Below are 13,159 nucleotides of genomic sequence, written 5' to 3' on the forward strand. Positions count from 1 at the left end.
GAGTGTGCCGGTTCCCGGCCACGTCCAGTGGCTTGCTTTCGAAGGGAACGTAGCAGTGGGCGCCGGGTGTGGGAAGAAGTCACGCACGAATTGCTGCGAACTTTCTCCACTGAGTGGACAAAGAAGTGTGGGGCGCTCGGCTCCGTGAAACCCGCACGGGCCGCCAGTCCGGTGTGCCGGACGGCGTGTGAACAGCCTCTGACCTTACGATTCTCCGCGCGCGTGGTACGAACGGCGCGTGTGTTCGGTGTGCTCGCGCATCAGCCGCGTCGCCGCCTGTTCGTCCCGGCCGGTGATGGCGGCGATCAGGCCGCGGTGCTCGATCCACGACTGCCGGCCGCGCTGCCGGGCGATGGGCGTGTAGTACCAGCGGACCCGGCGGTCGACTTGAGCGGCGAGCTCGGCGAGGACGGCGTTGCCGGCCAGCTCCATGATCTTCGCGTGGAATCTGGCGTTGACGGCTACGGCGGCGTCCACGTCGTCGGCGGCGACGGCCCGTTCCCCCTCCTCGCACAGCTCCTCCAGGGCGGCCACGCCCGCGCTGTCCGCGTCGGCGGCGGCGAGCCGGGCCGCCTCGGCCTCCAGGAGCGTACGGACCGTCAGGAGCTGGTCGGCCTCCTCCTCCGTCGGCTCGTGGACGAACGCGCCCTGCGCGGGCCGCAGATCCACCCAGCCCTCGGTGTTGAGCCGCTGCAGGGCCTCGCGCACGGGCTGTCTCGACACGCCGAGGTGACCGGCCAGCTCGCTCTCGACGAGGTGCTGGCCGGGCTGGAGGGCCCGGGTGGTGATCAGTTCGAGCAGCGCCTCGTAGACCCGGTCACGCAACGGGCCGGGCCGTTCGAGCTTGGGCACCGCGCCCTGCGGCAGTCCTGCGGACAACATCGGTCCCCCCTCGAAAGCGGCCCAACGAACGCGACACGACGCACACGACACGACATACGCGACATGACACACGCGACATGACACAAGCGGTACGACGCACGCGGTACGGCCGAAGCGATACGACCGCTAGGCCGAGTATCGATTGTCTTTCGTCTACAGTCTACGGCGCGCACGGGTGGGAGGACCGGGAGTAGCCCACGTCACACCCGGCCGCACCGAGGCCGCCGCCGAACCGTCCGGGGACCGCTCAGGGACAGCGGACGACCTGTCCGGCGTAGGAGAGGTTCCCGCCGAAGCCGAAGAGCAGCACCGGGTCCCCGCTGGTGATCTCGTTCCGCTCCACCAGCTTGGCGAGCGCGAGCGGGATGCTCGCCGCCGAGGTGTTGCCGGACTCGACGACATCGCGGGCCACGACGGCGTTGACGGCGCCGATCTTCGCGGCGAGGGGTTCGATGATGCGCAGGTTCGCCTGGTGCAGGACGACCGCGGCGAGGTCGGCCGGTGCCAGCCCGGACCGCTCGCAGGCCTGGCGGGCGATGGCGGGCAGCCGGGTGGTCGCCCAGCGGTAGACGCTCTGCCCCTCCTGCGCGAAGCGGGGTGGCGTGCCCTCGATACGGACCGCGTTCTTCATCTCGGGCACCGACCCCCACAGCACGGGGCCGATCCCCGCCTCCTCACCGGGCGCGCAAGCCTCCACGACGGCGGCCCCCGCCCCGTCGCCGACGAGCACGCAGGTGGTGCGGTCGGTCCAGTCGGCCACCTCGGACATCTTGTCCGCGCCGATCACCAGTGCCCTGCTCGACGCCCCGGCCTGTACGGCGTGGTCCGCGGTGGCCAGGGCGTGGGTGAAGCCCGCGCACACGACGTTGACGTCCAGCGCGGCGGGGCCCGGGATGCCGAGGCGGGCCGCGACGCGGGCGGCGGTGTTCGGGGAGCGGTCGATCGCGGTGGAGGTGGCGACCACGACCATGTCCACGTCGGTGGGCGTCAGCCCGGCCGCCGCGAGCGCCTTCGCCGCGGCCTGGCCGGCCAGCTCGTCGACCGGCTCGTCGGGCCCGGCGATATGGCGGGAGTGAATGCCCACCCGGCTTCTGATCCACTCGTCGCTCGTGTCGACCATGCCCGCCAGGTCCTCGTTGGTGAGGACCCGGGCGGGCTGGTAATGGCCGACGGCGCTGATGCGGGAGCCGCGCATGGGTGGAGTCCTCAATGCCTTGGGTACGGGATCCACCAGTGTGATCAGTGACCGACGGGTACGACGGCAGGTGATACGACAGTAAACGGGCGCACGCCTTGTCGGCTTCGGTCAGCATCCCCGGCGCCCCTGGTGCGTCACCCGGTGAAGAGCTGGGTCGCCTTCCGGACGAGTTCGTACAGCCCATAGGCGAGCGGCGCGCCCACCCAGAGCCAGGTGAAGGCGATCAGCGGCCGCTGGCCGGGCAGGTCAGGCGGACTCTGGCTGCTGTCGTCGGACATCGGTGGCCTCCTTCGGCGGCTGGGCGGCGGAGATGTGGTGGCGGGCGTGGACCGGACGGACGAGTTCGTTGGCGACGAGGCCGACGGCCAGCAGTCCGATCATGATGACGAAGGACGTCCCGTACAGGGCCGCGCCGTGCCGCCCGGCCTCCTCCTGCCGGTCGGCGATCCAGTTCACGATCAGCGGTCCGAGGACACCGGCCGTCGACCAGGCGGTGAGCAGCCGCCCGTGGATCGCGCCCACCTGGTAGGTGCCGAAGAGGTCCTTGAGGTAGGCCGGGATGGTGGCGAAGCCGCCGCCGTAGAAGGACAGGACGACCAGGGCGCACAGGACGAACAGCGGTTTGGAGGAGTCGCCGAACAGGGCGATCAGCGTGTACATCAGCGCGCCGACGCCGAGGTAGACGCGGTAGATGTTCTTGCGTCCGATCAGGTCGGAGGTCGAGGACCAGCCGATCCGGCCCGCCATGTTGGCCGCCGAGAGCAGGGCGACGAACCCCGCGGCGGCGGTCGCCGACACCGGCGTGGAGGTGTCGGCGAAGAAGTCCGTGATCATCGGCGCGGCCTTCTCCAGGATGCCGATGCCGGCCGTGACGTTCATGCAGAGCACGACCCAGAGCAGCCAGAACTGGGGCGTGCGCATGGCACCGCGCGCCGAGACCTGGACGCCGTCGAGCACCACCGGCCCTCCGTCCGCCCGCTCCTTCGGCCGCGGCACCCGTACCAGCAGCACACCCAGCAGCATGAAGACGGCGTACGTCAGTCCGTGCACGAGGAAGGCCAGGGCGATCCCGGAGCTGTCGGAGCCGAAGGACTTCAGCATCTGCGCCGACCAGGGCGAGGCGATGAGCGCGCCGCCGCCGAAGCCCATGATGGCGATGCCGGTGGCCATGCCGGGCCGGTCCGGGAACCACTTGATCAGCGTGGAGACGGGTGAGATGTAGCCGATGCCGAGGCCGATCCCGCCGACGAAGCCGTAACCGAGGACGATCAGCCAGTACTGCTCCACGGCCGCGCCGAGCGCGGAGAGCAGGAAGCCGGACGAGAAGCAGACCAGGGCGACGGTCATCGCCCAGCGCGGTCCGTGGCGCTCCACGAGCGTGCCGCCGAACGCGGCCGACAGTCCGAGCATGACGATGCCGAGCTGGAAGGGGAGCGCGCTCTGCGTGCCGCTGAGGCCGAGCGCGGACTCGAGGGGCGGTTTGAACACGGACCAGGCGTACGCCTGGCCGATGGAGAGGTGGACCGAGAGGGCGGCGGGGGGAACGAGCCAGCGGCTCCAGCCCGGGGGTGCGACGGGGGGACTCATGAGTCCCCAACCGTAGGGAGGGGGACAGCGGTTGAGAAGACAGTTGAGCAGACAACCACTGTCCTTGCACAAAGCCTTGCTGAGCCAACCTCCATACTGTAGACAATATTTCGTCGACAGAAGCGAACGGCCGACGGAGCGTCGGAGCCGGGTTCGGTCGGCGGTTCCGCGGTATCCCTCGACCGAACGGAGCTCCCCCGCCATGAAAGTCGCAGTCCTCGGCGCCGGGGCGATCGGCGCCTACGTCGGCGCCGCGCTCCACCGTGCGGGCGCCGACGTGCATCTCATCGCCCGTGGACCGCACCTGGCGGCCATGAGGCGGGACGGAGTACGGGTGCACAGCCCGCGCGGCGACTTCACCGCGCACACCCACGCCACCGACGACCCGGCCGAAGTCGGCCCGGTCGACTACGTGTTCCTGGGCCTGAAGGCCAACTCGTACGCGGCGTGCGGGCCGCTGATCGAGCCGCTGCTGCACGACACCACGGCGGTCGTGGCCGCCCAGAACGGCATCCCCTGGTGGTACTTCCACCGGCACGGCGGGCCGTACGACGGACGCCGCCTTCAGAGCGTGGACCCGTCCGGCGCGGTCAGTGCGGTGCTCGCGCCCGAACGGGCCGTCGGCTGCGTCGTCTACGCGGCCACCGAACTGGCGGGGCCGGGCGTCGTGCGGCACCTGGAAGGCACCCGCTTCTCGATCGGTGAGCCCGACCGGTCCGTCTCCGCGCGCTGCGCGGCGTTCAGCGAGGCGATGCGTACGGGCGGTCTGAAGTGCCCGGTCGAACCGGACCTGCGCAACGACATCTGGCTGAAACTGCTCGGCAACATCTCCTTCAACCCGATCAGCGCCCTGGCCCGGGCCACCATGCGGCAGATGTGCGCGCACGGCGGCACCCGCCAGGTGATCGGCACCATGATGGCCGAGACCCTGTCGGTCGCCGAGGCCCTCGGCTGCGAGGTCGGCGTCTCCATCGAACGCCGCCTCGCCGGCGCCGAGAAGGTCGGCGACCACCGCACCTCCACGCTCCAGGACCTGGAGCGCGGCAAGCCGCTCGAACTCGACGTGCTCCTCGCGGCCGTCGTCGAACTGGCGGAGATCACCGGCGTGGAGGTGCCCACCCTGCGCACCGTGCACGCCATCTCGGACCTGCTCGCACTGAGGAGCGCCGCATGAGGAAACGGCAACCGAAGACCTACAACCGCCTCACCCACCCGCTGGTGCGCGACTCCCGCGACGCGCCGTTGCGCCGGGCGACCTGGGACGAGGCCCTGGACCGGACCGCACGGGGCTTGGCGGCGGCGCGCGGCGCGTTCGGGATGTTCTCCTGCGCCCGCGCGACCAACGAGATGAACTACGTGGCGCAGAAGTTCGCCCGGGTCGTCATGGGCACCCACAACGTCGACTCCTGCAACCGCACCTGCCACGCGCCGAGCGTCGCGGGCCTGTCGGCCGCCTTCGGCTCGGGCGGCGGGACCTCCTCGTACGAGGAGATCGAGCACACCGACGTGATCGTGATGTGGGGCTCCAACGCCCGCTTCGCGCACCCGATCTTCTTCCAGCACGTGCTGAGGGGCATCCGGGGCGGCGCCCGCATGTACGCGGTCGATCCGCGCCGCACCCCCACCGCCGAGTGGGCGGAGAGCTGGCTCGGCCCCAACGTCGGCACGGACATCCCGATGGCGCACGCGATCGGCCGCGAGATCATCCACGCCGGACTCGTCAACGAGGCGTTCGTCGGGCGCGCGACCACCGGTTACGACGAGTACCGGGCCCTGGTCGAACCGTGGACGCTCTCCCTCGCGGAGAAGGTGACGGGCGTACCGGCCGCCGCGATCCGCGACCTCGCGCACGCCTACGCCCGCGCCGAGCGGGCCCAGTTGTGCTGGACCCTCGGCATCACCGAGCACCACAACGGCACCGACAACGTCCGCGCTCTGATCAACCTCTCCCTGCTCACCGGCCACGTCGGCCGCTACGGCTCCGGGCTCCAGCCCCTGCGCGGCCAGAACAACGTGCAGGGCGGCGGTGACATGGGGGCGATCCCGGGCCGGCTGCCCGGCTTCCAGGACGTGCTCGACCCCGAGGTCCGGCTGAAGTTCGAGACGGCCTGGGACACGGTCGTCCAGCCGCACCACGGCCTCACCCTGACGGAGATGTTCGAGGCCATGGACGACGGCACCCTGCGCGCCGTCTACTGCATCGGCGAGAACCCCGCGCAGTCGGAGGCGGACGGCGAGCAGGCCGTACGACGGCTGCGGGCGCTGGACTTCCTCGTCGTGCAGGACATCTTCCTGACGAAGACCGCCGAACTGGCCGACGTGGTCCTCCCGGCGACCGCCGGCTGGGCCGAGACCGACGGCACCACCACCAACAGCGAGCGGCGCGTCCAGCGCGTCCGCAAGGCGGTGACCCCGCCGGGGGAGGCCCGGGAGGACGTCGACATCCTCTGCGACCTGGCGGCCCGCCTCGGCCACGACTGGAAGTACGCCGACGCCGAGGCCGTCTGGAACGAACTGCGCTCCCTCTCACCGGACCACCACGGGATGACCTACGCCCGCCTGGAGGAGCACCAGGGCATCCAGTGGCCGTGCCCGAGCACCGAGGAGCTGGAACCCACCTACCTGCACGGCCGTCTGTGGGAGCCGGACCCGGCCCGACGCGGTCCGCGCGCGCCCTTCGGCATCGTCCGGCACGACCCGCCCGTGGACCTCACCGACGAGGAGTACCCGATCAGGCTGACCACGGGACGGCGGCTCGACTCCTACAACACGGGTGTGCAGAGCGGGAGTTACGCGTCCCCACTGCGACGCGGCGAGTCCGTCGAGCTGTGCCCGGAGGACGCCGAACGCTACGGAGTGGCAGTCGGTGAGGAGGTGCGGGTGACCTCGCGGCGCGGGTCGCTGGTCGCGCCCGTGTGGGTCGACACCGCGCTCCGCCCCGGGCTCGCCTTCATGAGCTTCCACTTCCCCGACGAGGTGGACACCAACCGACTGACCATCGAGGCCAACTGCCCGATCGCCGGGACGGCGGAGTTCAAGGCCTCGGCGATCCGGATCGAGAAGGTGAGCACCGGTGGACCTGCGCTTCGGTGACAGCGAGCCGACGGACGAGGAACGCGCGGCCGTCGACGCCCTGCTCGGCCCGCCCGAGTCGTCCTGGGAGGGCGCCGCCCGCGACGGGACGGACGCCGCCGACCTGCGCTGGGCGCGCGGCGGACGCGAGGCACGGGACCGCCGCGACCTGCTGCTGCCGGGACTGCACGCCCTCAACGACCGGATCGGCTGGATCAGCGAGGGCGCCCTGGACTACCTGTGCCGACGCCTGACGGTGCCACCGGCACAGGCGTACGGGGTCGCCACGTTCTACGCGATGTTCTCGGTGCGGCCGCGCCCGGCGACGGTCCTCCACGTCTGCACCGATCTGGCGTGCACGGCGGCCGGGGCGACGGATTTGAGTACGGACGTCGAGGCACGCCTGGGCCCGGAGAGCGGCGTACGGGTCGAGCGCGGCCCGTGCCTGGGCCTGTGCGAGCGGGCACCGGCGGCACTGGTGATACGCGCGGGTGACTCGGCCCGTCCGGCGTGTGAGGGCGGGACCGTCCAGGCCGTGAGGGGGTCCGGGGGCGCGGCCCCCGGGGACGGGAAGGAGCGGCGGGGGAGAGACACCCCGCGCGCCACCGCCGTATGCGCCCCCGCGACCCCGGACGCCGCCGTCCGGGCGGCCACCGCACCCGAGAACGCCCCCGCCGAGCCCGCCCCCGCTCTCGCCGTCCCGCAGGCCGGCGACCCCGCGCTCACCCTTCTCGAGCGCGTCGGCACCGCCGACCCCACCTCGCTCGACGACTACCGCGCCCACGGCGGCTACACGGCCCTGCGCCGCGCCTTCGCCCTCGGCCCCGCCGGCGTCATCCGCGAGGTCACCGACGCGGGCCTGGTCGGCCGCGGCGGCGCCGCCTTCCCCACCGGCCGCAAGTGGCAGGCCACGGCCGCCCAGCCCGACCACCCGCACTACCTCGTCTGCAACGCCGACGAGTCCGAGCCCGGCACCTTCAAGGACCGCGTGCTCATGGAGGGCGACCCGTACGCCCTCGTCGAGGCGATGACGATCGCGGCGTACGCCACCGGCGCGCACAAGGGCTACCTCTACCTCCGCGGTGAATACCCGCGTGCTCTCACCCGCCTCACCCACGCCATCGCGCAGGCCCGCAACCGCGGCCTGCTCGGCGACGACGTCCTCGGCCAGGGTTACGCCTTCGACATCGAGATCCGGCGGGGCGCGGGCGCGTACATCTGCGGTGAGGAGACGGCCCTGTTCAACTCCATCGAGGGCTACCGGGGCGAGCCCCGCTCCAAGCCGCCGTTCCCCGTGGAGAAGGGCCTGTTCGGCAAGCCGACGGTGGAGAACAACGTCGAGACACTGGTCAACGTGCTGCCCATCCTCACCATGGGCGCCCCGGCCTACGCGGCGATCGGCACGGCGGCCTCCACCGGCCCCAAACTGTACTGCGTGTCGGGAAGCGTGGACCGGCCCGGCGTCTACGAGCTGCCGTTCGGCGCCACGCTGGGCGAGCTGCTCACGCTCGCCCAAGTACGCGCGGGGCTGCGGGCGGTACTGCTCGGCGGCGCGGCGGGCGGCTTCGTACGCCCCGACGAGCTCGACATCCCCCTCACCTTCGAGGGCACCCGCCAGGCCGGCACCACGCTCGGCTCCGGAGTCGTCATGGCCTTCGACGACACGGTGCCCCTCCCCCGGCTGCTGCTGCGCATCGCGGAGTTCTTCCGTGACGAGTCGTGCGGGCAGTGCGTGCCGTGCCGGGTCGGGACCGTGCGCCAGGAGGAGGCGCTGCGCCGGATCGCGGACCGTACGGGTGCCGCCGCGGCCGGTGACATCGACCTGCTGCGGGAGGTCGGGCGGGCGATGCGGGACGCCTCGATCTGCGGTCTCGGGCAGACCGCGTGGAACGCCGTGGAATCCGCCATCGACCGTCTGGGGGCGTACGAATGACCGCGATACCGCTCGGAGTGCCGCGCCGGCTGGTGGAGTTCACCCTCGACGGGCAGGATGCCCGGGTCCCCGAGGGGTCGACGATCCTCGAGGCCTGCCGGGCCGCCGGGAAGGACGTCCCGACGCTGTGCGAGGGCGACACGCTCACCCCCAAGAACGCCTGCCGGGTCTGCGTGGTCGAAGTAGAGGGCGCCCGGACCCTCGCCCCCGCCTGCTCGCGCCGGGCGGAGCCGGGCATGGTGGTGCGCACGGACACCGAGCGCGCCCGGCACAGCCGCAAGGTCGTCCTCGAACTGCTCGCGTCCTCGGTCGACCTCTCGACGACCCCGTCGGTCGCGCGGTGGATCAAGGAGTACGAGGCGAAACCGGACCGCTTCGGCCCGGACGCGGCCCGCGTCGACGAGGAGCCGAGGGTCGACAACGACCTGTACGTACGCGATTACGGCAAGTGCATCCTCTGCTACAAGTGCGTGGACGCCTGCGGCGACCAGTGGCAGAACACGTTCGCGATATCGGTCTCCGGCCGCGGCTTCGACGCCCGGATCTCGGTCGAACAGGACGCCCCGCTGACCGACTCGGCGTGCGTCTACTGCGGCAACTGCATCGAGGTCTGCCCCACCGGGGCCCTGTCGTTCAAGTCGGAGTTCGACATGCGCGCGGCGGGCACCTGGGACGAGGCGCGGCAGAGCGAGACGACCACGGTGTGCGCGTACTGCGGAGTGGGCTGCAACCTCACCCTCCACGTGCAGGACAATGAGATCGTGAAGGTCACCTCGCCGCACGACAACCCGGTGACCCACGGCAACCTCTGCATCAAGGGCCGCTTCGGCTACCAGCACGTACAGAACCGGGACTGACCGGCACAAGGGGCACGGACCATGGGACGAGTCACGGAACGACGCAAGGTGATCCGCGTACGGGACGGCGCGGTCTCCACCCGCCCGGACACGCTCGTGGCCGAGGAACCGCTGGAGATCCGGCTGAACGGCAAGCCCCTCGCGATCACGATGCGCACTCCGGGCGACGACTTCGCGCTGGCGGCCGGGTTCCTGGTCAGCGAAGGAGTCCTCGCCGAGCAGGGCGACCTGCAGAACATCGTCTACTGCGCGGGCGCCACGGATGGGGGCACCTCCCGCGCGAGCGCAGCCGAGCGTGGGGGAGGCTCCAACACCTACAACGTCGTCGACGTGCGGACGGCCCCCGACGTGCCGGTCCCCGACATCACGCTGGAGCGGAACGTCTACACGACCTCCTCCTGCGGGCTGTGCGGCAAGGCGAGCCTGGACGCGGTGCGCACGACGGCCCGCTGGCCCATCGCCGACACTCCCCCGGTCCGGGTCACCCCCGAACTGCTGGCCGACCTGCCCGACCGGCTGCGCGCCGCCCAGCGGGTCTTCGACCGGACCGGCGGCCTGCACGCGGCGGCCCTGTTCACCGAGGACGGTGAACTCGTGGACGTGCGTGAGGACGTGGGTCGGCACAACGCGGTCGACAAGCTGGTCGGCCGCGCCCTGCAGAACGGGGACCTGCCGCTGTCCCGGTCGGTTCTGCTGGTGTCGGGACGGGCCTCCTTCGAGCTGGCGCAGAAGGCGGTGATGGCGGGCATCCCGGTGCTGGCCGCCGTGTCGGCCCCGTCCTCGCTCGCGGTGGACCTGGCCGCCGAGACCGGGCTGACGCTGGTGGGCTTCCTGCGCGGCAGCTCCATGAACGTGTACGCGGGTGAGGGCCGCGTCGCCCTGCGGGCCGCGGCCGCCCAGGGCTGACCCGGTTCCCGCGGCACGGCGGCGGGGCCCCGACCGGCGGGGAGCGCCCCCTGCGCCGCAGGGGCCCCGCCTCGGTCCCCCTTTCCCCGGCGCCGCCCTGGGCGCCGTCGGGCGACACGCGCGCCGCCGTCCGGGCCGCCGTCGGGCGACACGCGGGAGCAAACGGGGCGTATCAGGCATGGCGCGTCCTGCATGTAGTGATGTCCTGAAGACCGGCTCCCGTCCAGCCGCCCGAAGGGCGGACCGTTCCATGCCGTCACCTCCCCGCAGGCGTCCGCGCTCCCCCCTGCTCGCCCTCGACTCCCTGTTCGCCCTGGCCGCCTCCTCGCTCCCCGCCCACGCCCACGCCGGCGGGCGGCTGAGCCAGCCCGGCGGGCTCAGTGGCGTCCGCTGCCGACCGCCGTGCGCCCCGGAGCGCCGGGCTCCGCCGCGGTCACCGCCTCCGGGTCGTGCGACCGGCGCTTGGCGATGACCGCGCACACCATCAACTGCATCTGGTGGAAGAGCATCAGCGGCAGTACGGCCAGTGAGGCCTGGGCGCCGAACAGGACGCTCGCCATCGGCAGTCCGGCGGCGAGGGACTTCTTCGACCCGGCGAACTGGATCGCGATCCGGTCCGCCCGCCCGAAGCCCAGCACCTTCGCCCCGTACCAGGTCAGCAGCAGCATCACGGCCAGCAGTACCGCCTGAACGGCCAGCAGGCCGGCCAGCCGGACCGGGCTGACCTGGTGCCAGATGCCCTGGACCATGCCCTGACTGAACGCCGTGTACACGACGAGGAGGATCGAGCCGCGGTCGACGAGCCCGAGGACCTTCTTGTGGCGGGCGACGAAGCCCCCGATCCAGCGGCGCAGCAACTGCCCGGCGACGAACGGCACCAGCAGTTGCAGCACAATCCCGGCCACCGAGTCGGCGGAGAACCCGCCCCCGCCGCCGAGGAGGGCGGCGGCCAGCAGCGGCGTGACGACGATGCCCACCAGGGAGGAGAAGGAGCCCGCGCAGATCGCGGCGGGCACGTTGCCGCGGGCGATGGAGGTGAAGGCGATCGACGACTGGATGGTCGACGGGACCAGGGTGAGGAAGAGCAGCCCCTGGTAGAGGGGGTCGGTCAGGAAGACCGGGACGAGTCCGCGGGAGGCCAGCCCCAGCAGCGGGAAGACGACGAAGGTGCAGGCCAGCACGGTGACGTGCAGCCGCCAGTGCCGCAGGCCGTCCACCGCCTCCCGGGTGGAGAGCCGGGCGCCGTAGAGGAAGAAGAGGAAGGCGATCGCGGCGGTGGAGGCTCCGGAGGAGACGTCCGCGCCCGTGCCGCGGGCCGGCAGCAGCGCCGCGAGACCCACCGTCCCCAGCAGCAGCAGGATGTACGGGTCGATCGGCATCCAACGCGGCCATCGCAGGCGTGTCACGGTGCTCCACTTGCTCGTTCACTGTCGTCCGGCGGGGTCCCGGGCCCGGGTCACGCTTCGGGTCACGGGTCCCCGCCCCATCCTGCTCCCTCACCCGGCGATCGGGAATCCCGTACACCGCTCTGACTGTCATCACGTTCCGCGATAGGCTGGGGGGATGTACGACCCGTCCCACCTGCGCACCTTCCTGTCGGTGGCCCAGACGCTGAGTTTCACGCAGGCCGCCCGGCGGCTCGGGCTGCGCCAGTCGACCGTGAGCCAGCACGTGCGACGGCTGGAGGACGCCGCCGGGCGACCGCTGTTCAGCCGCGACACGCACTCCGTGGAGCTGACGGAGGACGGGGAGGCGATGCTCGGGTTCGCGCGCCGGATCCTGGAGGCGCACGAGCAGGCGGCGGCCTTCTTCGCCGGCACCCGGCTGCGCGGGCGGCTGCGGTTCGGGGCGTCCGAGGACTTCGTACTGACCCGGTTGCCGGAGATCCTCGAGGGCTTCCGGCACGATCACCCCGAGGTCGACCTGGAGCTGACGGTGGAGCTGTCGGGCACGCTGCACGAGCAGCTCGCCGCCGGGAAACTCGATCTGGTGCTGGCCAAGCGGCGGCCGAAGGACCCCCGGGGCGAACCGGTCCGGCGCGACCGGCTGGTGTGGATCGGCGCGGAGCGGCTGCGCCTGGACCCGGACCGCCCGGTGCCGCTGATCGTGTACCCGCCGCCGGGCATCACCCGCGCGCTGGCCCTGGACGCCCTCCAGCGGCAGGGCCGCGAGTGGCGCGTCGCGTGCACCAGCGCCAGCCTCAACGGCCTGATCGCCGCGGCCCGTGCGGGTCTCGGCGTGATGGCCCACTCGCAAGGGCTCATCCCGCCCGGCCTGGTGCGGGTGCCGGAGCGGGCCGGGCTGCCCGAGCTGGGCCGCGTCGACTTCGTACTGGTGCACGGCCGGCGCCGCCCCTCGGCGCAGGGCGCGGCGGACGCCCTCGCGTCGGCGATCCTGGCGGGCGGTGACCGGCTGCACCGGCCTCGGCGCACGGGTCTCGGTGAGCCGGTGTGACGGAATCCGCGGCGCCCGCGCTGAAGGAGTGGACGGCGGCCCAGGTCGCCCGTACCGGCGGTAAGCGGCTCGTACAGATTCGGTGGAGATTACGGCACCGAAGCTTACTCAACGGTCAGGAATGTGTCCGACCCTTCCCCATGTGAGCGCATTTTCTCGTGCTGACCAGCGCGAACATGAGCGCTGTTCGATTTCTGCACCCCTCCCGCCCCCGCCCGGGGTGGGGTAGCTTTCACCGCGCTGTACGGGGGGTCACCAGAAGCGGGGAGC

11 protein-coding genes are annotated in these 13,159 nt (G+C 72.0%); 6 read left to right on the plus strand and 5 right to left on the minus strand.

The window, feature by feature from the left end:
- Positions 1-204 precede the first annotated feature (204 nt).
- The 4 genes from B1H29_RS06270 to B1H29_RS06280 form a co-directional block, all read right to left on the minus strand.
- Positions 205-882 carry a GntR family transcriptional regulator gene (locus B1H29_RS06270; RefSeq protein ID WP_055419279.1) on the minus strand — a complete coding sequence of 226 codons (678 nt, stop codon included), beginning with the start codon at positions 880-882 and terminating at the stop codon, positions 205-207.
- A 247-nt stretch (positions 883-1,129) separates the two neighbouring features.
- Complete coding sequence (locus B1H29_RS06275) at positions 1,130-2,077, minus strand: beta-ketoacyl-ACP synthase III (RefSeq protein ID WP_055419280.1); 948 nt, start codon at positions 2,075-2,077, stop codon at positions 1,130-1,132.
- Positions 2,078-2,214: 137 nt separating this feature from the next.
- The gene (locus B1H29_RS38450) at positions 2,215-2,358 is read right to left on the minus strand and encodes an MFS transporter small subunit (protein ID WP_167392513.1); all 144 of its coding nucleotides are present in this window, start codon (positions 2,356-2,358) and stop codon (positions 2,215-2,217) included.
- Positions 2,327-3,667, minus strand: coding sequence for an OFA family MFS transporter (locus tag B1H29_RS06280; protein ID WP_055419281.1), 1,341 nt, complete (start codon positions 3,665-3,667; stop codon positions 2,327-2,329). The genes B1H29_RS38450 and B1H29_RS06280 overlap by 32 nt, the downstream gene beginning before the upstream one ends.
- Before the next feature lie 202 nt (positions 3,668-3,869).
- Between B1H29_RS06280 and B1H29_RS06285 the strand changes: the two genes are divergently transcribed.
- Genes B1H29_RS06285 through fdhD form a run of 5 tightly spaced genes read left to right on the plus strand, consistent with a single transcriptional unit; the run spans position 3,870 to position 10,435 of the window.
- A complete protein-coding gene (locus tag B1H29_RS06285; RefSeq protein ID WP_055419282.1) occupies positions 3,870-4,841 on the plus strand; it encodes a 2-dehydropantoate 2-reductase in 972 nt (323 codons plus the stop codon).
- Positions 4,838-6,760: a molybdopterin oxidoreductase family protein gene (locus B1H29_RS06290; RefSeq protein ID WP_055419283.1), complete on the plus strand. Its 1,923-nt coding sequence runs from the start codon at positions 4,838-4,840 to the stop codon at positions 6,758-6,760. The genes B1H29_RS06285 and B1H29_RS06290 overlap by 4 nt, the downstream gene beginning before the upstream one ends.
- Positions 6,741-8,672, plus strand: a complete 1,932-nt coding sequence (locus tag B1H29_RS06295; protein ID WP_055419284.1) for an NADH-ubiquinone oxidoreductase-F iron-sulfur binding region domain-containing protein — start codon at positions 6,741-6,743, stop codon at positions 8,670-8,672. The genes B1H29_RS06290 and B1H29_RS06295 overlap by 20 nt, the downstream gene beginning before the upstream one ends.
- Entirely contained in the window at positions 8,669-9,529 is an 861-nt protein-coding gene (locus tag B1H29_RS06300; RefSeq protein WP_055419285.1) for a 2Fe-2S iron-sulfur cluster-binding protein, read from the plus strand. Before B1H29_RS06295 ends, B1H29_RS06300 begins: the two co-directional genes overlap by 4 nt.
- A gap of 21 nt (positions 9,530-9,550) precedes the next feature.
- Positions 9,551-10,435 (plus strand): formate dehydrogenase accessory sulfurtransferase FdhD, encoded by an 885-nt coding sequence (gene fdhD / locus B1H29_RS06305; RefSeq protein WP_055419286.1) that lies wholly within the window; start codon positions 9,551-9,553, stop codon positions 10,433-10,435.
- A gap of 377 nt (positions 10,436-10,812) precedes the next feature.
- Here fdhD and B1H29_RS06310 read toward each other — a convergent pair whose 3' ends face one another.
- Positions 10,813-11,814 carry a bile acid:sodium symporter family protein gene (locus B1H29_RS06310; RefSeq protein ID WP_055419287.1) on the minus strand — a complete coding sequence of 334 codons (1,002 nt, stop codon included), beginning with the start codon at positions 11,812-11,814 and terminating at the stop codon, positions 10,813-10,815.
- A 184-nt stretch (positions 11,815-11,998) separates the two neighbouring features.
- Between B1H29_RS06310 and B1H29_RS06315 the strand changes: the two genes are divergently transcribed.
- On the plus strand, positions 11,999-12,889 hold the full coding sequence (locus B1H29_RS06315; RefSeq protein WP_055419288.1) for a LysR substrate-binding domain-containing protein: 891 nt from the start codon (positions 11,999-12,001) through the stop codon (positions 12,887-12,889).
- Positions 12,890-13,159: the final 270 nt, after the last annotated feature.

The organism is Streptomyces pactum, from assembly GCF_002005225.1.
In the GTDB taxonomy this organism is placed as follows: Bacteria; Actinomycetota; Actinomycetes; order Streptomycetales; family Streptomycetaceae; genus Streptomyces; species Streptomyces pactum_A.